A 20,446-nucleotide genomic window follows, 5' to 3' on the forward strand; every position below is an offset into this window, starting at 1 on the left:
CAGGAGTCTATGACAATCGATCGGCGAACCCTGCTTCTGGTGTCGATGGCGGCGCTGCTGCCGGGTCAGGCTGCAGCGGCATTGCAGCTGCGTCCGCCATCACCCGAAACCTTCGACTATGGGCCGGCCAAGCTCGACATTTATTCCCGCGATGGCGCAAGCGGCCTGCCGGTCGTCTTTTTCGTCCATGGCGGCGCCTGGCGGGTCGGCAACCGCAACAACGTCAACTCCAAGCCGCAATTCCTGCTCGACAATGGCTTCTGCTTCGTCTCGATCGACTACCGGATGCTGCCTGAAGCCGACGTCGCCACCCAGGCCGCCGATGTCGAACTGGCGTATCGCTACGTCCGCGCCAACATCGCCAGCCATGGCGGCGATCCGGACCGGATCGTCGCGATGGGCCATTCGGCCGGCTGCCATCTCGTCGCGCTGACCGGCCTGCGCGGCGGCCTGCCCGGCGTCGCGGCGCTGGTCCTCGACGATACCAGGGCCTACGATCTGGAGGCGTTGGCCAGGAGCGGCGGCATGGCAGGGGTCTATGCCCGCGCCTTTCCCGATCCGGCGCAGTGGCGGGCGCTGTCGCCGGTCACCTATGTCGACGGCCGCAAGCATCCGCCGACGCTCATCGCCTATTCGCGGGCGAAAACCCGCGCGGCGGACGCGCAGGCCTTTGCCGGGCGTCTGGGCGCCACCGGAACCAGGGTCACGCTGTTCGATGGCAGCGCCTATTCGCACATGTCGATCAATCGCGACTTCGGCACCGAAGGCGATGCGTTGACCGCCGCGGTGATGGCTTTCCTGAGGGCGAGCCTCGGCTGAGTTACCAGTTTTGGATGGCGGCAGGCAGGTGAGGGGCGCGCAGACGCGGGAACGAGGGCCGGCTAAAGCCGAAGCGATTTTTGTGACTATGGTCATTGGCCGTGGTCACATCTGACCCTATATGGTGAACGGCAATTTTGTTCATTGAGGTGGCGCATGACCGCGCAGGTGTCGAAATCGAAGTTCAAGGCAAAGGCTCTCGAGTATTTTCGTCAGGTTGAAACGACTGGCGAGCCAATCATTGTGACCGATCACGGCCAGCCCACATTAGAGATACGACGCTATGAATCGGTTGCGCGCGACCCTTTGGAGGTGCTGCGTGGGTCTGTCCTGCGTTACGACCGCCCGACGGATCCGGTGGCCGAAGATGATTGGGAAGCCAGCAATTGATCGTGTTGGACACGCATGTTCTCGTCCGCTGGGTCGGCGGTGAGACCGATCTGCTTTCAGAACCAGCACTTCGCGCAATCGAGCGGGAGAGGTTAGGCGGCGAGATTTTGATCTCCTCGATATCAGCATGGGAAATCGCCATGCTGGTTTCCAGGGGGCGTCTCCTGCTATCGATGGATGTGGGTGAATGGCTGGCGACGGTCAGCAAGCTTGAAAAATTGAGCTTCATTTCCGTCGACAATGAGATCGCCGTGACTAGTACCGAACTTCCGGGAGAGTTTCACAAGGATCCGGCTGATCGGATCATTGTTGCGACCAGTCGAAAATTTGCGGCACCTTTGGTGACCGCGGATCACAAGCTGCGAGACTATCGATATGTAAAGACAATCTGGTAGGGCAACTACCAGCGGGTCTTTTCGCCGGGCGCCGCCGGCTCGATCGCCAGGGCATGGACGCCGGATTTCAATTCCTCGGCCAGCAATGCGTTGACGGCGCGGTGGCGTTCGACGCGGCTCATGCCGGCAAAGGCGGGCGCGACGATGCGGACGCGGAAATGCGTCTCGCCGGTGCCGTCGAAGGTGGCGTGATGGCCGGAATCCAGATGATGATGGCCGGCATGGAGATGGCTTTCGTTGATGACGGCCAGCCGTTCCGGCGAAAACGCCTTTTTCAGCTTGTCTTCCATCGTTGCCTGTATGGACATCGCCGCTTCCCTTCACCACATCTATGTCATCGCACAAAATTCGCCGTTCGCCGGTTTTATGCCGCGATTCAGCGGTTAGGGCGATCATCGCGAAAATGTCAATTCTTGTTTCGCATCAGCGAACAGCCCATAAATGGGTGAGATGAAGCCGTACCCAAAATATTTCGAAAAGATTCGCATCCGCCCGGAGAAGGACGCGGAGCTGAAGTCGCGCTCACCGATCTGCCAGTGGGATGGCTGCAAGGAGGCCGGCACCCACCGCGCCCCGGTCGGACGCATGAAGGAAGGCGAGTACTTCCAGTTCTGCTTCGATCATGTGCGCGAGTACAATAAGGGCTTCAATTATTTCTCGGGCGTTCCCGACACCGAGATTGCCCGCTTCCAGAAGGAGGCCATGACCGGCCACCGGCCGACCTGGAAAATGGGCGTCAACGGTGCTTCGACACGCTCCTCGCCCGACTTCGCCCAGGCGCGCTCCGGTCGCGCCGGCTACTACAACCGCATGCGCGATCCGTTCGATCTGTTCAAAGGCCCGAAGGACCCGCGCGAAGCACGCGAGCGCAAGGCCAAGCCGCTTGAGGCCAAGGCACTGGAAACGCTTGGCCTTGATACAAAGGCGACTGGCAAGGATATCAAGGCGCGCTATAAGGAACTTGTGAAACGCCACCATCCGGATGCGAATGGCGGCGACAGAGGTTCGGAAGACCGGTTCCGCGATGTGCTCCAGGCCTATCGCGTGCTCAAGCAGGCAGGTTTGTGCTGAGCGACCTTACGGTTCGTGTCGCTTTCCAACTTTCATAAGGTTGGAAAAGGCTCTAAGACCGCCCCCGAACAAAATCGATTGCCAGCGAAACGCGGCGTTTCGCTTGTGGAGACGTTGATAGAGATGAACAAGGTCGATCGCGATATCGCCAACCTGCCCGACACCACGGTGTCGGTGAAGGAGACATTCGGCTTCGACTCCAAGATGGTGGTGCCGGCCTATTCGGTGACGAGCGAGCATGTGCCCGACATCGACCCGGACTATCTGTTCGACAAGAACACGACCATGGCGATCCTCGCCGGCTTTGCCTACAACCGCCGGGTCATGGTGTCGGGCTATCACGGCACCGGCAAATCGACGCATATCGAGCAGGTCGCCGCCCGCCTCAACTGGCCCTGCGTGCGCGTTAATCTCGACAGCCATGTCAGCCGTATCGACCTCGTCGGCAAGGACGCCATCGTCGTCAAGGACGGGCTGCAGATCACCGAATTCCGCGACGGCATCCTGCCTTGGGCCTATCAGCACAATGTTGCGCTGTGCTTCGACGAATACGATGCCGGGCGTCCGGACGTGATGTTCGTCATCCAGCGCGTGCTGGAATCGTCGGGCCGGCTGACGCTGCTCGACCAGAGCCGGGTCATCCGCCCGCATCCGGCCTTCCGGCTGTTTTCGACCGCCAACACGGTTGGGCTGGGCGACACCACCGGACTCTATCACGGCACCCAGCAGATCAACCAGGCGCAGATGGACCGCTGGTCGATCGTCACCACGCTGAACTATTTGCCGCACGACAATGAGGTGAACATCGTGCTGGCCAAGGCCAAGCACTATCGCGACGGCAAGGGCAAGGAGATCGTCAACAAGATGGTGCGCGTCGCCGACATGACGCGCTCGGCCTTCATCAACGGCGATTTGTCGACGGTGATGAGCCCGCGCACGGTCATCACCTGGGCCGAGAATGCCGAGATCTTCGGCAATATCGGCATGGCGTTCCGGCTGACCTTCCTCAACAAATGCGACGAGCTGGAACGCTCGCTGGTCGCCGAGTTCTACCAGCGCGCCTTCGGCGAAGATCTGCCGGAATCGGCTGCCAATGTGGTGCTGGGCTAAGCAGAGTCTCGATGGCGGGTCCGGGCGACAACACGCGAAACAAATCCAAGACCGGCGCTGAGAACGACAGCTTCAAGCGCGCGGTTACCGTCTGCATGCGCGCCATCGCCGGCGACAAGGACCTCGAAGTCGGCTTCGCCAAGGACCGGCCGGCGCTGGCCGGCAGCCGCGCGCGGCTGCCCGAACTGCCGAAGAAGGCATCGAAAGCCGATATCGCCATCACCCGGGGGCTCGGCGATTCCATGGCGCTGAAGCGCGCCTGCCATGATGCGCGCATCCACACCAGGCTGGCGCCGGAAGGCAAGCAGGCCCGCGCCATCTATGACGCGGTCGAGCAGGCCCGGGTGGAGGCGATCGGTTCTCGCGCCATGCAGGGCGTCGCTGACAATATAGGCTCGATGCTCGAGGACAAATACGCCAGGGCCAACCTCGTCGACGTCAAGGACAAGGCCGACGCGCCGATCGAGGAAGCGCTGGCGCTGATGGTGCGCGAAAAGCTGACCGGCCGCACTGTGCCGAAGAGCGGCGAACGGCTGGTCGATCTCTGGCGCCCCTGGGTCGAGGAAAAGGCCAGCGCCGACCTCGACGGGCTGTCGGCAAAGCTCGACGACCAGCAGGCCTTTGCCCGCGTCGTGCGCGAAATGCTCGCCTCCATGGAAATGGCCGAGGAACTCGGCGACGACCAGGAGACGGAAGACTCGGAGGACAACGACGAAAACCAGCCGCAAGGCGAGGAGCAGAGCGAGGAGGGCGGCGAAGACGATTCCGGCTCCGAGCAGTCGCAGTCCGAAGATACCGAGGCATCGTCCGACGACGAGCAATCGGCCGAGACCGAGGCCTCCGACGCCACTGCCGACGACCTTTCCGACGATGACGACGCCGACGCGGAGACGCCCGGCGAGGCGCGCCGCAACGACAATCCCTTCACCAATCTGCCGAAAGAGATCGACTACAAGGTCTTCACCACGGCCTTCGATGAGACCGTAGGTGCGGAAGAACTCTGCGAGGAGGAGGAGCTCGACCGGCTGCGCGCCTTTCTCGACAAGCAGCTCGCCAACCTTTCCGGCGTCGTCGGGCGGCTGGCCAACCGGCTGCAGCGCCGCCTGATGGCGCAGCAGAACCGCTCCTGGGATTTCGACCTCGAAGAAGGTTATCTCGATCCGGCACGGCTGGTGCGCGTCGTCATCGACCCGATGCAGCCGCTGTCCTTCAAGCAGGAGCGTGATACCAAATTCCGCGACACGGTGGTGTCGCTGGTGCTCGACAATTCGGGTTCGATGCGCGGCCGGCCGATCACGGTCGCGGCGACCTGCGCCGACATCCTGGCGCGCACGCTGGAACGCTGCGGCGTCTCAGTCGAAATCCTCGGCTTCACCACCCGCGCCTGGAAGGGCGGGCAGGCGCGCGAGAAATGGCTGAAGGAAGGCAAGCCGCCGAACCCCGGCCGGCTCAACGATCTGCGCCACATCATCTATAAATCCGCCGACCATCCGTGGCGGCGGGCGCGCCGCAATCTCGGCCTGATGATGCGCGAGGGCCTGCTCAAGGAAAACATCGACGGCGAGGCGCTGCTTTGGGCGCACAACCGGCTGATCGCGCGGCCGGAGCAGCGCAAGATCCTGATGATGATCTCGGACGGCGCGCCGGTCGACGATTCAACGCTGTCGGTCAATCCGGGCAATTATCTCGAGCGGCATCTGCGCGCCATCATCGAGCTCATCGAGACGCGCTCGCCGGTCGAGCTTTTGGCCATCGGCATCGGCCACGACGTCACCCGCTACTATCGCCGCGCCGTCACCATCGTCGATGCCGAAGAACTGGCCGGCGCCATGACCGAGCAACTGGCCTCGCTGTTCGCCGAGGAAACCGTGCGCGACACGCGGCGCGGCGGCATGCGGCGCGCCGGATGATTTTTTCCCGCGGCGGCCTTTGGCAGACGCTTTTGGCCGCCATTGCGTTGTCAGGCATCAGTTTGGCGCCGGCTGTCGCTGCCGGGCCGGCCCCGGTCGAGCCGGCCGAAATCTCGGCACGGCCGATCAGCGAATTCCATATCGGCCGGCCGGACAAACAGTTCGGGCCGCTCGAATTCGTCGGCGGGCTCGAAATGACCTCGCCGACGCGCGATTTCGGCGCGCTGTCGGCGCTTCGGTTCCTCAAGCCGGGCAGCGAATTCATCGGCGTCGCGGACACCGGCTTCTGGTTCTTCGGCACCCTCGTCCACGATGCCGACAAGCGGCCTTCCGGCATTCAGAATTTTCGCATGCAGCAGATGGTCGATGCGGCCGGCCAGGCCATCGACCTGAAATGGGCGGTCGATGCCGAAGGCCTCGCGGTCAAGGACGGCATCGCCACGGTCGGTTTCGAGCGCGATCACCGTATCGCAGAGTTCAAGATCGACCCGGACGACATGAAGGTGCCGTTCAAGCAATTGGACTTCCTGATCCCGGCCTGGGAACTTCGCCGCAATCGCGGCTTTGAGACCGTCACCCGCGCCCATCCTTACGGACAGCACCAGGGCGGGCTGGTCGTGGTGTCGGAAAAGAGCCTCGACAAGGCCGGCAACATCTTTGCCGCGATCATCGAAGGGCCGCACAAGGGCGTCTTCACCGTCAAGCGCAATGGCGATTTCGACATTACCGACGGCGCCTTCCTGCCGGATGGCGACCTGTTGCTTCTGGAGCGCAGTTTTTCGATGGCCGGCGGCGTCAAGATGCGGCTGCGGCGCATCTATGGCGAAAGCGTCGAGAAGGGCGCCGTCGCCGACGGGCCGGTGCTGCTTGAAGCCGACATGGATTACCAGATCGACAACATGGAAGCGCTCGACGTCTGGACCCGCGACGACGGCGCGCTGATCGTGTCGCTGATGTCCGACGACAACCACTCGATCCTGCAGCGCAACCTCTATCTGGAATTCATCCTGCACGAGGATTGACGCGCGATCGGCCATTGATCGGCTGTTGGCGATGCTGGCATTTCCGCGCCGTTTCGCAGCGCATGCAATTTCCCATGGCGATTTCCCCTCGCAATGACCCGCGTCGCGCGTTTCCAACCGGCTCTCACCATCTGCAAAAATACTTTAGTTATGGCTTGACAATTTGTGTCCTCGGCGAAATACTCAAGTCCATGCTTAACTATTCCGAGGTCGACAGCATCCTGCGGGCTCTTGCCGAGCCGACGCGGCGGGCAATCCTGGAAAGGCTGGGCCGCGGGCCGGCCACCGTCAGCCAGCTGGCGGAGCCGTTCGGCATGACCTTCGCCGCGGTGCTCCAGCATCTCCAGGCGCTGGAAGCGTGCGGGCTGATCCGCAGCGAAAAAATCGGACGCGTGCGCACCTGCCGGATCGAGCCCGGCGGGCTCGCCCCGCTCGCCGACTGGATCGCCGCGCGCCGCACGCCGGCCGAACGCCACCTCGACCGTCTCGGCCAGATTCTGGCGGAGACTGACCAACCGAACGCAACACTCCACGACCAGGAAAAGGACGAAGAGAAATGAACCAGATTGCGCCCGTGAACGACCACTCCGTCATCCATTCGACCTTCACGATCGAGCGGACCTATCCTCAATCGCCCGAGCGCGTCTTCTTCGCCTTTGCCGACAAGGCGACGGTGCGGCGCTGGCGCGTCGACGGCGACGGCTTCACCATCGCCGAATTCACCTTCGATTTCCGTGTCGGCGGCGGCGAGGTTTCGCGGTTCAGCTATCAGGGCGGCCCGGAAATCAGGCTCGATGCGCAGTTCCAGGACATCGTCCCTGAGCGGCGCATCGTATTTTCCTACCGGATGGCGGTCGGGTCGCAGCCGCTGTCGGCGTCGCTCACCACGGTCGAGCTTGCACCTTCCGGCGACGGCACCCGCCTGACCTATACCGAACAGGGTGCCTTCTTCGATGGTGTCGATTCAGCGCAAGGGCGCGAGGAGGGCACGCGCGGGCTGTTGCAGGCACTTGCCGCCGAGCTTCAGAAGGCGAAGTAGAGGTTCGTCGGCGTACCGGGCGGCGTCCAACAAGGCCCGCCCGGATTGCGAGGGGCCTATTGCCCTTTGCTCGCGAGCCAGATGACGTGACGGGCGCCGCGCTTGCCGTGAGCCCGCACCTTGACCTCCTCGACCGTGAAGCTCGCCTGCTTGAGCCGCCGGGTGAAGCCTGCGTCAGGGCCCTGCGACCAGACCGCTAGCACACCGCCGGGCTTGAGAGCTGCGCTCGCGCTGTTCAGGCCGGCGCCGCTGTAGAGCGCGTCGTTGCCCTTGTAGACGATGCCCTCGGGGCCGTTGTCGACGTCGAGCAGGATCGCGTCCCAGGCCGAAGCTTGCGATCGGATGAGCTGACCGACATCGGCCTCGCGAATGCCGACGCGCCGGTCGTCAAGGCAACCGTCGAAAACCTCGGCCATCGGGCCGCGCGCCCACGTCACGATTGCCGGCACCAGTTCGGCAACAGTGACCTGCGCATCGTCGCCGAGCTCGGCCAGCGCCGCGCGCAAGGTAAAGCCCATGCCGAGGCCGCCGATCAGGATGCTTGGGTTCAGGCGGCCGGCAATCCTTTGGCAGGACAGTTTGGCCAGCGCCTCTTCGGAACCGCTGAGCCGACTGTTCATCAGCTCGTTGGCGCCAAGCATGATCGAGAATTCGCCGCCGCGCCGTTTCAGGCGAAGCTCCTGTCCGCCGTCAGTCGTTTTTGCCGAGTCCAGTTGAAGCCAGGGAATCATGCTCGATAGTCTTTGAGCATGATCTTGTCCGAAAACCGGTTCCCACTTTTCGCTAACGCGGACCTTCGGTTCGGGATCATGCTCTATGTCGCCAGTGCCGGCTGACTCCAGCGGGTGGCAAGCAGCCGGTAGGGGATCAGCGCCACCACCGCTATGACCAGCTTGACGCTGAGATCGCCGAGCGCCCAGGATACCCAGCGCATCGTCTCGACCGGCAGCACGCCCATCAGCGGTGCGGTCTCCAGCGCAAAGCCATCGTTCGGGCCGGCGAAGGCGAAGGCCGCCGCGAAGGCGACGGTAAAAAACACCACCGTATCGAAAACGGAGCCGACCAGCGTGCCGACAATCGGCGCGCGCCACCAGCTCTGCCGGCGCAGCCGGTTGAACACGGTGACGTCGAGCAATTGCGCGGTGAGGAAGGCGGCACCCGACGCCGCGGCAATGCGCACCAGCCGGTCGGCGGCGGTCTCGAATTCGATCAGGCCGTGGCGAAACAGCAAGGGCGGGATGACGATCGAGCAGACCACCGCGGTCATGAAGCCGACAAAGACGATCCTGCGCGCCACCGCCGGCCCATAGCGGCGATTGGCGAGATCGGTGACCAGGAAGGAGAACGGATAGGTGAAGGCGCCCCAGGTCAGGATGTCGGCCAGCGACAACCCGCCGATTGCGCCCTGCATCGGAAACTGCACGAGGATGTTCGAGGCCACGACGACGAGCGCCATGGCGGCCACGAAGGGCAGGTATCGCGAGAGGAAAATCATTTTTTTATCCTGGGTAATGGAACCAGCGGAACGCGATCCGGAGTTCGGATCACGCCCTGGAAGGCGGCTGCCGCCGAAAAATTCAGGCGGCCGGCTGTTCGGCGAGCTTCTTGGCGATCTGCTTCTTCAACAGGCGGGCGCGCTGCGACAATTGCTTGGCATCGGCCTTGGCCAGGAAGGCATCGAGGCCGCCGCGATGCTCGACCGAACGCAGCGCGTTGGCCGAAATGCGCAGGCGCACATTCTGGTTCAGCGCTTCAGAGATCAGCGTCACATTGACGAGATTGGGCAGGAAGCGACGCTTGGTCTTGTTGTTGGCGTGGCTCACATTGTTGCCGGACATGACTGCCTTGGCAGTGAGTTCGCAGGTGCGGGACATGATACTAACCTTCGGTTCTCGGTCCTGGCCAAACATTCGACCCGCGCCGGGTGGCGCGCGGTTTCGGTCAGGCGGCCTTATGGAAAAAGTTGGCGTTCCATAGTTGCATTTCGCCGATGCGTCAAGCTTGGGGTTGGTTCGGGAGAGGGAATTGCACCTTCAAGAGATGAGCACCAGTGGCGAAGCTGCCGATCTCCCCGCTTGCGGGGGAGATGGCCGGCAGGCCAGAGGGGGTGCTGTCCCTCCGACTTAGCTCCGTTGCAGCCAAAACTCTCGGCACTGGGAGGATAAGCTGGATCTTGGCGATCCTTCCCACCCCCTCTGCCCTGCCGGGCATCTCCTCCGCAAGGGGGGAGATCGACAAATTCATCGAGCGCCACATTTTGTTCTTGCTTTGTGCCGGCAGCTATGCTACTAATTTGGGTATGGTGCTGATTCGCGCCGACGACCCGCCCGCCGAGGCGGGTTTTTCATTTCTGGCTTCCGTCACCTCCCACCGACCAGCCCCAGCGTTCCCTGCCGACGCCGCCTTCACATTAAGGCCGGAATTCAGCCTATAAGCGGTCGCACAGGGACATGCCAGATCGCCCGTCTCCGGTCGACAATCAAGGACCCGCCCATGCCTCGTTCTTTCCTTCATGCCCTGGTCGTGCTGGTGGCCGTCGCGCTGTCGACGACGGTTTCGGCCGCTGAGCCGCAATCCTTCACGGGAGAGTATTCGGTGTCGTTCCTCGGCCTTTCCGTGGCCAAGGCGAAATTCTCCAGCCATTACGAGGGCGACACCTATTCGATCGAGGGCAGCGTTTCTGCCGCCGGGCTCGCCACATTGTTCGACGACACGCGGGGCACGATCTCGTCTAAGGGCAAGATTTCGGGCAAGCAGTTGCAGCCGCAGGCGTTCCACGCCGACTACACGTCCGGCAAGAAGGCATCGATGATCGACATCCAGTTTGCCAACGGCGTCGTCACCTCAACCAAGGTCGTGCCTGAACCGAAGAAGCGCAATCCCGAGAATTGGATACCGCTGGCCGGCAGCCATCTCGTATCGGTCCTCGATCCGATGGCCGCCACCGTCATCCATGCCGACAGCCTCGACCAGGTCTGCGGGCGCACGGTGAAGCTCTATGACGGCGAAATGCGTGCCGATCTGAAACTGACCTACGAGTCCAAAGGGTCGATCTCGGTGGCCGGCTACAAGGGCGATACGGTCACCTGCAGGCTGGGCTTCGAGCCGGTGGCCGGTTACCGCAAGAACCGCAAGGCGCTGAACTACCTGAAGAAACGCAGCCGCATCATGGTGACGTTTGCACCGGTCGGCCAAAGCGGCGTATATGCGCCGATCCGCGCCACGGTCAGCACGCAAATCGGCCCGTTGACGGTCAGCGCGGAGCGGTTCGAAGCAGACGAATAGGCGTGATGGTGCGCCGCCAATGGGCCACGGGGCGACGGGTATGGCGCGCGCAACACTGATCGGCTTCTCCGCGGTCGCCATGTGGGCGCTGCTGGCGCTGTTTACGGATGCTTCGGGTTCGGTGCCGCCGTTCCTGCTTTCGGCAATCACCTTTACGATCGGCACCTGCGTCGGCCTGGTTGCCCGGCTGTTCATGCCGGCAGCCGATGGCGCCGCGAAGATACCGCGCCAAGTCAAAATACCACGCAAAGTCTGGGTGATCGGCATTGCCGGCCTGTTCGGCTACCACTTCTTCTATTTCACCGCGCTGCGCAATGCGCCGGCCGTCGAGGCCAGCCTGATCGCCTATCTGTGGCCGCTGCTGATCGTGCTGGGGTCGGCGCTGATGCCGGGCGAGCGGCTGGCCTGGAACCATGTCGCCGGCGCGCTGCTCGGCCTTGCCGGCACGGTCCTGATCGTCACCAAGGGCGGCGGGCTTGCCTTCGATGCGCGTTATGCCTTCGGCTATGCAATGGCCGGCGTCTGCGCGGTGCTGTGGTCGTCCTATTCGCTGTTGTCGCGGCGCTTCCCGTCGGTGCCGACCAGCATCGTCACCTGGTTCTGCGCCGCCACCGCGGCACTTTCGCTGGTCTGCCATCTGTTGCTGGAAGAAACGGTGCTGCCCAACGGCGCCGGCCAGTGGCTGGCCGTGCTCGGCCTCGGTCTGATGCCGGTGGGAGCGGCGTTCTATGCCTGGGACATCGGCGTCAAGCGCGGCAACATCCAGGTGCTGGGGGCGGCGAGCTATGCCGCACCGCTGCTGTCGACGCTGGTGCTGATATCAGCCGGCTTCGCCGAGCCGTCATGGCGCATCCTCGCCGCCTGCGTGCTGATCACCGGCGGCGCGGCACTGGCGGCGAAATCGCTGTTCCTGCGCAAGAGGGCCGCGAGCGAGGCAAACGCATGATGCCGTTTTCCGGCGGCATCGATGCCAATGCCAATGCGACGCTGCTGTTTTCGCTGGCGGCGGCGGTGATTTACGCGTTCAGCCTCGGCATGCCGCCGCGCCTTTCGCGGTCGGCGGCAAGGACATTGGCGGTGGCGATGCTGGCGGTGCTGGTCGCGCAGCAGGGCGGCCCATGGCTGCTTGTCGCCGCGCTGGGCGTCGGTGCCGTCGGCGACGCCTTCCTGTCGCGCGACGGCGAGAAGGCATTTCTTGGCGGCACGGCCAGTTTTCTTGCCGCGCATGTGCTTTACGTCGTGCTGTTCCTGCGCGCCGGCAGCGGCCTCGGGCTGCTTTCGGCCGAGCCGTGGCGGGCAGCGATCGTGCTGGCGATGATCGTATCGGTGCTGGCCATGGTTTTCGCGCTCCAGCGCCGCATCGGCCCGGCCTTGCGTTTGCCGATCGGTGTGCATGCCGCGGCACTGCTTGGCATGGGCATTGCGGCGCTCACCCTGAACAGCGTCTGGGTCGTAGGCGGCGGCGTCCTGCTCCTGCTGTCCGACGGGCTGCACGCCGCGGAAAAGTTCCTGCTGCCTGCCATCTCGGCGCACCGCATTTGGGTGCGCCATGGGGTCTGGGCGCTGTATTATGCCGGCCAGCTGGCGATCACGCTGGGTTTGCTGCTGGGCTAGGATCAACGCGAAGAGACGTCCAAGGCTGATCCTCTAAGCTGTTTGCAAAAATCGCACCTACAGGATTGGTCGGGACCGACGAGTCCGAAGTGCAAGACCTAATGGCGCTCAATGGGGCGGGTCAGCGCTAATCAACCGCCCGGATTCGGCTAACTACTGCTCACTACCTCAACGTGGAACGCAGTGTCAGGTAAATCATGCATAAGAATCCGCCGAGGGCCACGACAAAAATCATGAAGAGCAAGCGTTTCTGAAGCGTCGGAAGTTGCTTCCATTCCTGAAACGTCATCCGAGACCAGAAGATCAAATAGGCTGCACCGAACACGGACATCAGAAAGAGCGCTACAAAGATGCTCTTCGGATAAATAGGGCGCAACAGAAGGCCTTCTATACCAATCGCGACGTAGGCGGCAATGAGCGCCTTGTTCCGCGCAGGAAGCCGATGATCATTCATGTCAATCATGCTCCAGGCTGCCAGCCCGGCTCTGCCAATTCGAAGGCGGCGAAATCGAAGCCCGGCGCCACGGTGCAGCCGACCAGCGTCCATTCGCCGAGGCTGCGTGCCGACTGCCACCAGCCTGCCGGCACGACGATCTGCGGCCGCTCGCCTGCGGCAAGCGCCGTGCCAAGGATCTCCTCGATGACGGGACCGCCTTCTCGATGTATCGACAGCGCCAGCGGCGCACCGTCATAGAAGTGCCAAACCTCGGCCGCGTCCTTGACCCGGTGCCAGGCCGACAATTGGTCCTTCTCCAGAAGGAAATAGATCGCCGTCGAATGGCCGCGCGTGCCTGCCGCGCCGTCGCGAAAGGTTTCGGCATACCAGCCGCCTTCCGGATGCGGCTTCAGGCCGAGCAGGGCGATGATTTCGGCGGAACTGGTCATGCCCTAGCTCCTGGTGCCGCTCAGAAATTGTCCTTGCGCTTGCGGATCTCGGCGAACACTTCGGCGTCGGAGGCCTTTTCCAGGCCGAGATGCCTGCGGATCGCCGGATCGTGCCAGCGCAGGAACGGATTGGTCGACAGTTCCTCGCCGATCGTCGTCGGCAGCGTCGGCTTGCCGTCGGCGCGCAGCGCCTCGATCTTGGCGGCACGCTCTTTCAGCGCCGAATTGGTCGGGTCGACGGTCAGCGCGAAACGGGCGTTGGCCAGCGTATACTCATGTCCGCAATAGACGACCGTCTCGGCCGGCAGCGCTGCGAGCTTTTTCAGGGATTCGTACATCACCGGCGGCTTGCATTCGAGCAGCCGCCCACAGCCGAGCGCAAACAGCGTATCGGCGGCGAATGCCACTTTTGACGCCGGCAGGTGATAGGTGACATGGCCTGCGGTGTGGCCGGGTGTGGCGATGACCTCGATCCGCTCATCGCCGAGGTGGACGACCGAGCCTTGCTCGACGGTTTCGTCGATGCCGGGAATCTTTGCCTTTTCGGCTTCCGGCCCGACGATGCGCAGCTTGAAACGCTCCTTCAGCGCCAGATTGGCCTCGACGTGGTCGAGATGGTGGTGGGTGGTCAGGATCATCGTCGGTGTCCAGCCGGTGCGCTTGATGGCGGCCAGGATCGGCGCCTCTTCTGGTGCGTCGATGAGCGCCGTCTGGCCGCTTTTGGGGTCATGCACCAGCACGCCGAAATTGTCGCTGCGGCACATGAATTGTTCGATCTCGACCGGCATCATATCTCTCCGTTTACAGGCGCAGACATAGGGCGCCTGCCAGCCGATGTCATCTGCCTTTGTTGAACTTGGACTGCTTCGAAGCTACCGTTCCGCCCATGCATTCAGATATTGTCGACCTCCGTTCCTTCTATTCGACCACGCTCGGGCGCCTGGCCGAACGCTCGATCACCATGGCGCTGTCCTCGCTATGGGCTGCTGTGCCCAACGAGCGGCTGGTCGGCCTCGGCTATACCTTGCCATGGCTGGAGCGCTTCGGCAGCGATGCCGAGCGTGTCTTTGCCTTCATGCCGGCGACGCAGGGCGCGGTGGTCTGGCCGGCGACGGGGCCGACGGCGACCGCCCTGGTCTTCGACGAGGAGCTGCCGCTGGTCGATTCCTGCATCGACCGCATGCTGCTCGTCCATTCGCTCGAACATGTCGAGAACCCGCGCGAGACGCTGAACGAGATCTGGCGGGTGCTGTCGCCGGCCGGACGTGTCGTCATCGTCGTGCCCAACCGGCGAGGCGTCTGGGCGCGCTTCGAGCATACGCCTTTCGGCAATGGCCGGCCGTTCTCGCGCGGCCAGCTGACCGAATTGCTGCGCGAAGCGAATTTCACGCCGGCGGCATGGTCCGATGCGCTGTTCTTTCCGCCGTCGCCGCGACGTTTCATGATGCAGTTCCACAATGTGCTGGAGCGTGCCGGCCGGCGCTTCTGGCCGATCTTTTCGGGCGTCATCGTTGTCGAGGCGCAGAAGCGGCTCTATCAGGGCGTCCCGGTGGCGCAGCGCGCCTCCCGCCGCGTCTTCGTGCCGGTTCTCTCGCCGCATGGCGCGCCGACGCTTGGCCGGCTGTCGGGGGCCGAACGTCCGGCGTCGCCAGGATGACGCGTTCGTGATCCGACGCAGGCTTTTTCTCACCTATCTGTCGCGGACGGGTTCGCTGCCCGATTGAAGGCATATGCGGTCGATCCTATCACCGGGGTTTAGCACCGCTTCCGAATGCAAGGATCCACTCATGGCTGATCATCCGGATGTCGAGCCCAGCGCCCAGAAGCTTGCCACGTCGATCGAAGCCAGCAGCCTGCGTGAGCAGCTGGCAACAATCAAATTGGCGCTGACCACCTCGCCAGTGCGAAAACAATTGCTTTGGGCAGCGATCGGCATCGTCGCCGTCATCGTGGCGAGCTCGATCGGGCAGGTTCTGCTCAATCGCTGGAACCAGCCTTTCTACGACGCGCTGGCGCGGCGCGACATGCCGGCTTTCCTGCATCAGCTTCTGGTCTTCGCCGGCATCGCCGGCGGGCTTGTGGTGCTCAATGTCAGCCAGACCTGGCTCGACCAGATGCTTCGCCTGAAGCTGCGCGAGGCGCTGACGCTCGACCTGATCGGCGAATGGATGCGGCCGGCGCGTGCCTTCCGGCTGACCCATGCCGGCGCCATCGGCGTCAATCCCGACCAGCGCCTGCAGCAGGATGCCGGGCATCTCTCCGACCTTTCGACCGGTCTCGGCATCGGCCTGCTGCAGTCCTGCATCCTGCTTGCCTCGTTCGTTGGCGTCTTGTGGTCGCTGTCTTCCGGCTTCGTTTTCCACATAGGCGGCCATTCGCTGGCCATACCCGGTTACATGGTCTGGGCGGCGATCCTCTATGCGGGCACAGCTTCGTGGTTGAGCTGGCTGGTCGGGCGGCCGCTGATCCGCTTCAACAACGATCGCTATACGCGTGAGGCGGAACTGCGCTCCTCGGTGGTTCGCGTCAACGAGAATGTCGATGCCATCGCGCTTGCGCATGGCGAGGCCGATGCCAGGCGCCGGCTCGAATTCGACCTTGGCATGGTGCTGGGTGCCATGCGGCGCATCTACAGCGCCCAGATCAATCTTTCCTGGGTAACCGACACCTATGGCTGGATCACTGTCGTCGCGCCGATCCTCGTCGCTTCCCCGGTCTATTTTGCCGGCGATATCAGCTTTGGCGGCTTGATGATGGCGGTCGGCGCCTTCAACCAGGTCCATTCCTCGCTGCGCTGGTTCATCAACAATATCGGCGGCATCGCCGATTGGCGCGCCACGCTGATGCGGGTCGCCGACTTCCGCATCGCGCTCGGCGACACCGACGCGCTGCACGATACGGAAAGGCGCATTTCGTTCGGCGAAAATCCCGACGGCAGCCTGACATTCGAGAAGCTCGAGATTGCCTCGCCGGACGGATGCACCAAGCTTGCCGAGCCGCATGTCGAAATCCGCGCCGGCGACCGCGTCATGATCACCGGAGATCCGGGCGCCGGCAAGACGCTTTTCTTCCGCGCCATTGCCGGTCTGTGGCCATGGGGCAGCGGCCGGATCGGCATGCCGGCCGGAGAAGCGCCGATCTTCGTTCCGCGTACTCCCTATTTCCCGCTCGGCAGGCTGCGCGAGGTGCTCAACCATTCAGACGGCGCGGCGGAGGCGAGCGATGCCGAGATTTCGGAGGTGCTGGCCGATGTCGGGCTGCAACGCCTGTCGTCCTCGCTCGATCACTCGGCGCGCTGGGAGCGTGAGCTCAGCGACGACGAGCAGCGTCTGCTGGCCTTTGCCAGGCTCGCCTTGCGACGGCCGAAATGGGTGATCATCGACGAGGCGCTGGACGCGTTCGACGGCGCGACGCTGAGGCAAGTGCTGTCGATGCTGGACAAGCGCCTTCCAGACGCCGCGATCCTCAATATCGGCCGCGGCCAGCACAATACCCGCTTCTTCCCGCGAGCGTTGACCATCGTCAAGGATGCCGGCCAACCGCCCCTCAAGCCGGCCCGTGTCAGGGCAGGCGCCATCGAACCGCCCCCGATTATCGCCTCGGCTCGCCGAAAGAAATAGAAGCCAAGCTTTATTTCGCCGCGATCGCGGCGAAAAACTATCGCGATCGTTTCAGATGGGAACGTTCCGATCGGCCATGCTTGACGCTCTCGCCCTGCTCGCCTGCCTTGCCTGTGCCCCGGCAGCACCTGTGGCCGCGCCCGCCAATGCCATTGCCGTCGACGTCGAGCTGGTGCTGGCCGTCGACATCTCGCAGTCGATGGATGAAAGGGAGTTTGCCCTGCAGCGCGCCGGCTATGTCGCGGCGCTGCGACATCCCGACTTCATCAATGCCGTGCGTACCGGCCCTTCCGGCCGCATCGCCATCGCCTATTTCGAATGGGCCGGCACCATCCGCGACGATGCGGTCATTGCCTGGCACGTCATCGACAGCAAGGAGAGCGCCAACGCTTTCGCCGACAAGATCGCGGCCCGCCCGTTCAGGAGCTTTCGCGGCACCTCTATTTCCGGTGCCGTGGCCTTCGGCGCCGAGCTTTTCGATGGCACGGCCTTCGTGGCCAAACGCCGCGTCATCGACGTCTCTGGCGATGGCCCAAACAACACCGGCTTGCCGGTCACAACGGCACGCGATGCGGCGCTGGCGAAGGGCATCGTCATCAACGGGTTGCCGATCCTGATCAGCCCGTCACCGACCTTCAGCCATCTCGACCGGTATTATGCCGAATGCGTCACCGGCGGACCGAGCTCGTTCGTCCTGCCAATCTATGCGGTTTCCGAATTCGCCACCGCCACTCGCCGCAAACTGATCCTCGAGGTCAGCGGCGTCGAGTATCCCAAGGAGGATCCGAGGACGATCCGCATCGACGCACCGATCGACTGCCTGCAAGGCGAGCGCGACCGGCGGTTTTTCTCCGACCCGTATTTCCCGGAACTCGACCGGTAAGGCTTGCCCACGGGTAAGCTAGGCCGGTGGCAGGCCGAAGGCCGGGAACAGAGATGGCCCGAGCGGCCCTATGAAGATCGTCAAGGAAGCGATCCCGCCCTCGGCTGGCTCGAACACATGCAGGGAATGGGCCCGCCACGCCGGGTCATCGTGGCTGCGGGAATAGACCCCGACCGCCGGCTGGCCATTGGCCGCGGTGGCCAGCGTGCGGAAGCCGCCGAACCTCGGCCAGACGGTCTCGAAGAAACCGCGGATCGCTTCGCGGCCTTGATACCATTCGCGCCAAGGCGGCATGGTATAGATGGCGTCCTCACGCAGGAGCTCGATCAAACCTTCGAGATTGGCGGCCTGCCAGGCCTGCATGTAACGTTCGAGCAGCAGGCCTTCTTCGGGGTTGGGCCGTCATCGGCTGGCCGGCCGTCCGCCAGGATAGCGCGCCGTCAGCGTTGCGCGGGCGCGCTGCAACGCGCTGTTGATCGAAGCCGTCGATCCGCCCAGCAAACGCGCCGTCTCGACGGCCGACCATCCCAGGACGTCGGCAAGCAGCAGCGCGGCGCGCTGCCTGGGCGGCAGATCCTGGATAGCGGCGACGAAGGCGAGCTGGACGGCCTCGCGGCTCTCGTAACGGGCTTCCGGACCTGGCTCGCTGCCGGCAATGTCTGGAAGCTCGGCGTCGGGGTAGGGCTCCAGCCACGCGACGTCAGCTACGGGCCCGCCTATGGCCGCCCCGTGCGACGGCGGCCGTCCGGGTTCCCGGAGAATGCGACGCGCCCTCGACCTCGCCTTGATGGCGTTAAGGCAAGCATTGGTCGCGATCATATAGAGCCAACCGCGAACCGAACCCCGCCCGTCGAACTCCGACCTTGCGCGCCAGGCGCGAAGCAACGTGTCCTGGACGAGGTCGTCGGCCTCGTGCAGCGAACCCATCATGCGATAGCAATGCAGCTTGAGTTCGCGGCGATGCGCGGCCGTGACCTTCTCGAAGGCCAGCCGATCGAGGATCGGCTGGCGTGCTGGCTCCAGAGGTGGCTCAGCGTCTGTCATGCTACTTTCGGGTTCCGGGTCAGGTTTGCATTACGCGCGCCTCAGGCGGCCGGGGCAAGCCCGCTCCCGCTCACCATGAAGGAACTGCCTTGCGGCTGGCCGGTGGCGAGTGCGACCACCGCCCGTCCGACATCGGCCGGCGTCTGCATGTCGGTCATGGCGGCGATGAAGTCCGCCGGCTGGATGCCCATATAGGCCGCGATGCTGTCGACGCCGGCCTTGCCCACGCCGGTCTCCGGCATGATCCGCATCGGCGCGAGCGCCATGAAGCGCAGGCCGAGGCCAAGCCGGTCCGACTCCTTCTGGCTATGACCGGCCAGGAACATCTGCATGCGTTTTGCGCCGGCATAGCCGCCGGCATTGGGTGGTCCGCCGGTCAAGGCCGCGCCGCTGGAGATCAGAACGATCCGGGTTCCCGGCTTGAGCGGACGGCGCAGAGCGGCCCGGCAAAACAGGAACGACGCCTTGACGTCGGTGTCCCAATTTGCCGAGAAGGCCTTCCAGTTCTGTTCATGCACCGGCGCGGAAGGGGCCAGCGCGCCTGCGCAGATCACCAGCACGTCCGGCTCCAGCGCGGCGAAGACCTTATCGGGGGCGGAGTCCACCGTCGCATCGGCCGCGAGCGTCTTCACGCCCGAGACTTCCCAGGCAAATTGCGCCAGCGCCTGTTTTCCACGGGCGACGGCCAGCACCGCCGCTTTCTCCTTGAGGGCGGCCTCCGCGATGGAGCGGCCGACACCACGGCTGCCCCCGACGACGACGACATTCTGATTTTGCAACGATCCCATGGATCACCTCTCTGTTCCCGGCCGCCGGACCATCCAGGCGCGCTCATCGATAAGGACAGCGCAGGTGGGCGGAAATCATCGGTGCCAGGCAGAAATATCTTTCAGGTGACGGCAGCGGCGCGCCAGTTTTGTATTCGGTGTCATTACCTCGGGGGTAATCGACCAGCGCGCAACGTCCCGGCAAACTGCTCCCATCAAGCCGGTTGTCCGGCTTTCGACCACAAGGAGTTACACCATGACCGCCTACGCCGTCGCCCATATGCGCCAGGTCACGCCAGGGCCGCCGATCGTCGAGTACCTGCAGAAGATCGATGCCACGCTGGAGCCGTTTGGCGGGCGCTTCATTGTGCATGGCAGCGAGGTGGACGTGGTTGAAAACACCTGGCCGGGGCACCTCGTCATGATCGAATTTCCAGACATGCAGCAGGCGCGCGGATGGTACCGCTCGGCCGCCTATCAGGAGATCTTGCCGCTGCGCACCGAGAATTCTCAGTCCGATGTGGTCCTTGTCGACGGCGTTGCGCATCCGCACAAGGCCACCGACGTGCTTGAATAAGGGGAATGATCGGCT

At 63.7% G+C, this 20,446-nt stretch carries 27 protein-coding genes; 17 read left to right on the forward strand and 10 right to left on the reverse strand.

The features are described from left to right. The first annotated feature begins 9 nt into the window (after positions 1 to 9). From NKI22_RS03240 to NKI22_RS03250, 3 genes are all read left to right on the forward strand, one after another. The gene (locus NKI22_RS03240; protein ID WP_352850136.1) at positions 10 to 819 is read left to right on the forward strand and encodes an alpha/beta hydrolase; all 810 of its coding nucleotides are present in this window, start codon (positions 10 to 12) and stop codon (positions 817 to 819) included. A 156-nt stretch (positions 820 to 975) separates the two neighbouring features. Then, positions 976 to 1,209 (forward strand): type II toxin-antitoxin system Phd/YefM family antitoxin, encoded by a 234-nt coding sequence (locus NKI22_RS03245; RefSeq protein WP_023721134.1) that lies wholly within the window; start codon positions 976 to 978, stop codon positions 1,207 to 1,209. Between the two features lie 2 nt (positions 1,210 to 1,211). Further along, complete coding sequence (locus NKI22_RS03250; protein WP_245278670.1) at positions 1,212 to 1,604, forward strand: type II toxin-antitoxin system VapC family toxin; 393 nt, start codon at positions 1,212 to 1,214, stop codon at positions 1,602 to 1,604. Between the two features lie 5 nt (positions 1,605 to 1,609). Here the strand turns inward: NKI22_RS03250 and NKI22_RS03255 are convergent, their stop codons facing one another. Next, entirely contained in the window at positions 1,610 to 1,912 is a 303-nt protein-coding gene (locus NKI22_RS03255; protein ID WP_023721132.1) for a BolA family protein, read from the reverse strand. A gap of 133 nt (positions 1,913 to 2,045) precedes the next feature. On the opposite strand from NKI22_RS03255, the gene NKI22_RS03260 reads away from it, so the two are divergent. The 6 genes from NKI22_RS03260 to NKI22_RS03285 all read left to right on the forward strand — a co-directional run bounded on the left by NKI22_RS03260 (position 2,046) and on the right by NKI22_RS03285 (position 7,756). Then, positions 2,046 to 2,675: a J domain-containing protein gene (locus tag NKI22_RS03260; RefSeq protein ID WP_036238769.1), complete on the forward strand. Its 630-nt coding sequence runs from the start codon at positions 2,046 to 2,048 to the stop codon at positions 2,673 to 2,675. Positions 2,676 to 2,798: 123 nt separating this feature from the next. Continuing rightward, entirely contained in the window at positions 2,799 to 3,785 is a 987-nt protein-coding gene (cobS, locus tag NKI22_RS03265) for a cobaltochelatase subunit CobS (RefSeq protein WP_023721131.1), read from the forward strand. Positions 3,786 to 3,796: 11 nt separating this feature from the next. Then, complete coding sequence (gene cobT / locus NKI22_RS03270; protein WP_023721130.1) at positions 3,797 to 5,695, forward strand: cobaltochelatase subunit CobT; 1,899 nt, start codon at positions 3,797 to 3,799, stop codon at positions 5,693 to 5,695. Next, positions 5,692 to 6,717, forward strand: coding sequence for an esterase-like activity of phytase family protein (locus tag NKI22_RS03275; RefSeq protein ID WP_352850138.1), 1,026 nt, complete (start codon positions 5,692 to 5,694; stop codon positions 6,715 to 6,717). Before cobT ends, NKI22_RS03275 begins: the two co-directional genes overlap by 4 nt. A gap of 191 nt (positions 6,718 to 6,908) precedes the next feature. Then, positions 6,909 to 7,277 (forward strand): ArsR/SmtB family transcription factor, encoded by a 369-nt coding sequence (locus NKI22_RS03280; protein ID WP_352850178.1) that lies wholly within the window; start codon positions 6,909 to 6,911, stop codon positions 7,275 to 7,277. Continuing rightward, positions 7,274 to 7,756: an SRPBCC family protein gene (locus tag NKI22_RS03285; protein ID WP_352850139.1), complete on the forward strand. Its 483-nt coding sequence runs from the start codon at positions 7,274 to 7,276 to the stop codon at positions 7,754 to 7,756. Before NKI22_RS03280 ends, NKI22_RS03285 begins: the two co-directional genes overlap by 4 nt. Before the next feature lie 56 nt (positions 7,757 to 7,812). Here NKI22_RS03285 and NKI22_RS03290 read toward each other — a convergent pair whose 3' ends face one another. The 3 genes from NKI22_RS03290 to rpmB form a co-directional block, all read right to left on the reverse strand. Further along, entirely contained in the window at positions 7,813 to 8,487 is a 675-nt protein-coding gene (locus tag NKI22_RS03290; protein ID WP_352850141.1) for a polyamine aminopropyltransferase, read from the reverse strand. Positions 8,488 to 8,570: 83 nt separating this feature from the next. Beyond that, positions 8,571 to 9,251 carry a queuosine precursor transporter gene (locus tag NKI22_RS03295; protein WP_352850143.1) on the reverse strand — a complete coding sequence of 227 codons (681 nt, stop codon included), beginning with the start codon at positions 9,249 to 9,251 and terminating at the stop codon, positions 8,571 to 8,573. A gap of 82 nt (positions 9,252 to 9,333) precedes the next feature. Further along, a complete protein-coding gene (gene rpmB, locus NKI22_RS03300) occupies positions 9,334 to 9,630 on the reverse strand; it encodes a 50S ribosomal protein L28 (protein ID WP_023721124.1) in 297 nt (98 codons plus the stop codon). Between the two features lie 299 nt (positions 9,631 to 9,929). On the opposite strand from rpmB, the gene NKI22_RS03305 reads away from it, so the two are divergent. Genes NKI22_RS03305 through NKI22_RS03320 form a run of 4 tightly spaced genes read left to right on the forward strand, consistent with a single transcriptional unit; the run spans position 9,930 to position 12,655 of the window. Then, on the forward strand, positions 9,930 to 10,190 hold the full coding sequence (locus tag NKI22_RS03305; RefSeq protein WP_156948171.1) for a hypothetical protein: 261 nt from the start codon (positions 9,930 to 9,932) through the stop codon (positions 10,188 to 10,190). Between the two features lie 59 nt (positions 10,191 to 10,249). Next, positions 10,250 to 11,041: a DUF3108 domain-containing protein gene (locus NKI22_RS03310; RefSeq protein ID WP_023721122.1), complete on the forward strand. Its 792-nt coding sequence runs from the start codon at positions 10,250 to 10,252 to the stop codon at positions 11,039 to 11,041. A 40-nt stretch (positions 11,042 to 11,081) separates the two neighbouring features. Continuing rightward, complete coding sequence (yddG, locus tag NKI22_RS03315; RefSeq protein ID WP_023721121.1) at positions 11,082 to 11,987, forward strand: aromatic amino acid exporter YddG; 906 nt, start codon at positions 11,082 to 11,084, stop codon at positions 11,985 to 11,987. Further along, positions 11,984 to 12,655, forward strand: a complete 672-nt coding sequence (locus tag NKI22_RS03320) for a lysoplasmalogenase family protein (protein ID WP_352817667.1) — start codon at positions 11,984 to 11,986, stop codon at positions 12,653 to 12,655. The genes yddG and NKI22_RS03320 overlap by 4 nt, the downstream gene beginning before the upstream one ends. Positions 12,656 to 12,818: 163 nt before the next feature. On the opposite strand, the gene NKI22_RS03325 is transcribed toward NKI22_RS03320, so the two are convergent. Genes NKI22_RS03325 through gloB form a run of 3 tightly spaced genes read right to left on the reverse strand, consistent with a single transcriptional unit; the run spans position 12,819 to position 14,328 of the window. Then, positions 12,819 to 13,109: a hypothetical protein gene (locus NKI22_RS03325; protein ID WP_352850146.1), complete on the reverse strand. Its 291-nt coding sequence runs from the start codon at positions 13,107 to 13,109 to the stop codon at positions 12,819 to 12,821. Positions 13,110 to 13,114: 5 nt separating this feature from the next. Next, positions 13,115 to 13,540 carry a cupin domain-containing protein gene (locus NKI22_RS03330; RefSeq protein WP_023721118.1) on the reverse strand — a complete coding sequence of 142 codons (426 nt, stop codon included), beginning with the start codon at positions 13,538 to 13,540 and terminating at the stop codon, positions 13,115 to 13,117. A gap of 20 nt (positions 13,541 to 13,560) precedes the next feature. Further along, the gene (gloB, locus tag NKI22_RS03335) at positions 13,561 to 14,328 is read right to left on the reverse strand and encodes a hydroxyacylglutathione hydrolase (RefSeq protein WP_023721117.1); all 768 of its coding nucleotides are present in this window, start codon (positions 14,326 to 14,328) and stop codon (positions 13,561 to 13,563) included. Between the two features lie 98 nt (positions 14,329 to 14,426). Between gloB and NKI22_RS03340 the strand changes: the two genes are divergently transcribed. The 3 genes from NKI22_RS03340 (at position 14,427) to NKI22_RS03350 (ending at position 18,043) form a co-directional block, all read left to right on the forward strand. Next, entirely contained in the window at positions 14,427 to 15,197 is a 771-nt protein-coding gene (locus NKI22_RS03340; RefSeq protein WP_023721116.1) for a class I SAM-dependent methyltransferase, read from the forward strand. Positions 15,198 to 15,327: 130 nt separating this feature from the next. Further along, the gene (locus NKI22_RS03345; RefSeq protein WP_023721115.1) at positions 15,328 to 17,160 is read left to right on the forward strand and encodes an ABC transporter ATP-binding protein/permease; all 1,833 of its coding nucleotides are present in this window, start codon (positions 15,328 to 15,330) and stop codon (positions 17,158 to 17,160) included. A gap of 76 nt (positions 17,161 to 17,236) precedes the next feature. After that, the gene (locus NKI22_RS03350) at positions 17,237 to 18,043 is read left to right on the forward strand and encodes a DUF1194 domain-containing protein (RefSeq protein ID WP_352817671.1); all 807 of its coding nucleotides are present in this window, start codon (positions 17,237 to 17,239) and stop codon (positions 18,041 to 18,043) included. An 18-nt stretch (positions 18,044 to 18,061) separates the two neighbouring features. Here NKI22_RS03350 and NKI22_RS03355 read toward each other — a convergent pair whose 3' ends face one another. The 3 genes from NKI22_RS03355 to NKI22_RS03365 are packed head-to-tail and all read right to left on the reverse strand — an operon-like array spanning position 18,062 to position 19,875. After that, positions 18,062 to 18,406, reverse strand: coding sequence for a nuclear transport factor 2 family protein (locus NKI22_RS03355; RefSeq protein WP_352958201.1), 345 nt, complete (start codon positions 18,404 to 18,406; stop codon positions 18,062 to 18,064). A gap of 39 nt (positions 18,407 to 18,445) precedes the next feature. Continuing rightward, positions 18,446 to 19,087 carry an RNA polymerase subunit sigma-70 gene (locus NKI22_RS03360; RefSeq protein WP_352958203.1) on the reverse strand — a complete coding sequence of 214 codons (642 nt, stop codon included), beginning with the start codon at positions 19,085 to 19,087 and terminating at the stop codon, positions 18,446 to 18,448. 41 nt (positions 19,088 to 19,128) lie between these two features. After that, positions 19,129 to 19,875, reverse strand: coding sequence for an SDR family NAD(P)-dependent oxidoreductase (locus NKI22_RS03365; protein ID WP_352817676.1), 747 nt, complete (start codon positions 19,873 to 19,875; stop codon positions 19,129 to 19,131). A gap of 235 nt (positions 19,876 to 20,110) precedes the next feature. Between NKI22_RS03365 and NKI22_RS03370 the strand changes: the two genes are divergently transcribed. After that, positions 20,111 to 20,431, forward strand: a complete 321-nt coding sequence (locus NKI22_RS03370) for a DUF1330 domain-containing protein (RefSeq protein ID WP_023721111.1) — start codon at positions 20,111 to 20,113, stop codon at positions 20,429 to 20,431. The last annotated feature ends 15 nt before the right edge of the window (positions 20,432 to 20,446 follow it).

Origin of the sequence: Mesorhizobium sp. M0778 (assembly GCF_040320105.1) — a bacterium.
Classification (GTDB): domain Bacteria; phylum Pseudomonadota; class Alphaproteobacteria; order Rhizobiales; family Rhizobiaceae; genus Mesorhizobium.